Origin of the sequence: Empedobacter sp. UBA6745 (genome assembly GCF_002453775.1) — a bacterium.
Classification (GTDB): Bacteria; Bacteroidota; Bacteroidia; order Flavobacteriales; family Weeksellaceae; genus Empedobacter; species Empedobacter falsenii_C.
In genome coordinates this window covers 25773-27189 of the sequence record NZ_DKHL01000044.1, presented here as the reverse complement: position 1 = coordinate 27189, position 1417 = coordinate 25773, and the positions used below count along the sequence as shown (strand labels likewise).

Below are 1417 nucleotides of genomic sequence, written 5' to 3'. Positions count from 1 at the left end.
ATATCAAATTCCAAAAATTGTCGAAGCTGGTTTTCGTTGTATAGCTTATGACCGAAAAGGTTTTGGAAAATCGTGTGCAACATGGGATCGTTATGATTATGATGCATTGGCAGAAGATCTACACGTGTTGATTGATGATTTGCAGTTGAAAAATGTAGTGTTAGTAGGTTTTTCGATGGGTGGAGGAGAAGTAGTTCGCTATATTGCGAATTACGGAAACAAAAATATTTCAAAAATTGCTTTAATTAGTTCAATTATTCCTCTAGTAAAACAAACTGATGATAATGAGTATGGCGTTCCGCAAAAGGATTTAGATCACATTATTCATCAACTTGAAACAAGTCGTTTGGAATTTTTAGAAGGTTTTCATAAAGGCTTTTACAATCATGGTTTGTTAAAAAAATCTGTAAGCAAAGAACAATTAGATTTTGATTTCTCTGTTTCTTCTCATGCTTCACCTATTGCAACTCTAAAAGCTGCACGCTCTTGGATGGATACAGATTTTAGAACTGAATGTAAAATGATTGATGTGCCAACATTAATTATTCATGGAAAAGATGATCAAACTGTACCAATAAAAACAGCAGGAGATCAAGCTTCAAAATTGATTACGAATTCGACTTATATTGTTTATGAAGATGCTCCGCATGGCTTGAATATTACTCATAAAGAGCAGTTGAATATGGATTTGGTAGAATTTCTGTTGAATATAGAACACCAAAAAGATTAGAATATGAAAAATTCGAGTAAAAAGATAATCTCCGGAATAGCAATTGCTGGTTTAGGAGGAGTTTGTTATGCGTGGTTAAATTTTAGAAAAGTAAAAATACCATCTTATGTAACAGTTGTTGAAAATTTTGATGCACAACAATATATGGGAAAATGGTATGAAATAGCACGTTTCGACTTTAAGTTTGAAAAGAATTTGAATCAAGTTACAGCAACTTATTTTCTGAATAAAAAAGGAGTAATTGAAGTCCATAATCGTGGATTTGATGACAAAGAGAATAAATGGAAAGAAGCACATGGAAAAGCAACTTTTAATGGAGAAGAAGGAAAAGGTGCGCTGAAAGTTTCATTTTTTGGACCATTTTATTCAGGATATAATNNTGATTATATGTGGATTTTATCTCGAAAGAAAACAATCTCAGAAGAGGTAAAACAGAAGTATATCAACTATGCAGAAGAAAAAGGTTATGATATTTCCCAATTAACGTGGACAAAGCAAGATTGATGTGTGATTAATTTCCTAATTAAAAACCCAATGATTTTTTAGTAAATTCAGTGGGTTTTTAATTCTTTAGTTTTTATTATACAAAAAATAAATTACTCAGTTAGAGGATTAATATTATCTGCAACAGGAAATTCCTGTCCTGTTTGACCAATAGTCTTATTAAAATCAAATTTTGCAGCATCA

Annotated in this window: 2 protein-coding genes; both read left to right on the top strand. The window is 31.3% G+C overall.

Going from position 1 to position 1417, the window contains the following annotated elements; genetic code table 11:
• On the top strand, positions 1-730 hold a 730-nt coding region (locus tag B4H69_RS12480), incomplete at its 5' end, for an alpha/beta fold hydrolase (RefSeq protein WP_291094207.1).
• Positions 731-733: 3 nt separating this feature from the next.
• Entirely contained in the window at positions 734-1234 is a 501-nt protein-coding gene (locus B4H69_RS12475) for a lipocalin family protein (protein WP_291094205.1), read from the top strand.
• The last annotated feature ends 183 nt before the right edge of the window (positions 1235-1417 follow it).